A 627-nucleotide genomic window follows, 5' to 3' on the forward strand; every position below is an offset into this window, starting at 1 on the left:
TTCTGCTATATCCATAACAGCCATTGCACCTTTAAGAGTAGTTACACCTGCAGTTTCATCTTTAACACCAAGGGTATTAGCTGCTGATGTTTTCATTGTGGCAAATTGAGAATTGTTTGATCCAGCAGAAAATCCAGAACCAGCAGAAACATTAAAAGCTGCGGAAAAAGTCGTAGAATTAGCAAATACTGCATTTTCAAGTCCTGCTGAATAATTTTTACCACTACCTACAGAATATCCAGATCCTGAAGAAAATCCAGAACCAGCTGCATTCATAAATGCTGCTGCATCAGAATAACCTGTAATCGCTTGTTTTCCACTACCTAAAGTCGCATTAAATCCCATAGAATCAGCTATATTCGCATTAATTTGACCTTTTGATTCTCTTAAAGAAACAGAAGACTGAGAAATGATTTGAGTAGCACCAAAACCTGCAGCACTAATATTTGTACCACCTACATCTATATCTCTACCATCATTTTTAACCAAAGATAAGCGACCATAGTTTTCTTTTAAAGCAATATTAGCTCCAGCACCTATACCACCTGTGATTTTAATCCCTCTACCATCAGCAGAAGTAAGAACTAACTTACCATTCTCATCTTTAGAAGCTTGAACACCTGTAGT

Annotated in this window: 1 pseudogene; it reads right to left on the bottom strand. The window is 37.0% G+C overall.

Annotated elements, in window-relative coordinates:
* A pseudogene (locus tag ELQ12_RS09805) lies at nt 1–627 on the bottom strand (flagellin); the annotation flags it as partial.

Source organism: Campylobacter sp. US25a (genome assembly GCF_004379075.1).
Lineage (GTDB): Bacteria > Campylobacterota > Campylobacteria > Campylobacterales > Campylobacteraceae > Campylobacter_D > Campylobacter_D jejuni.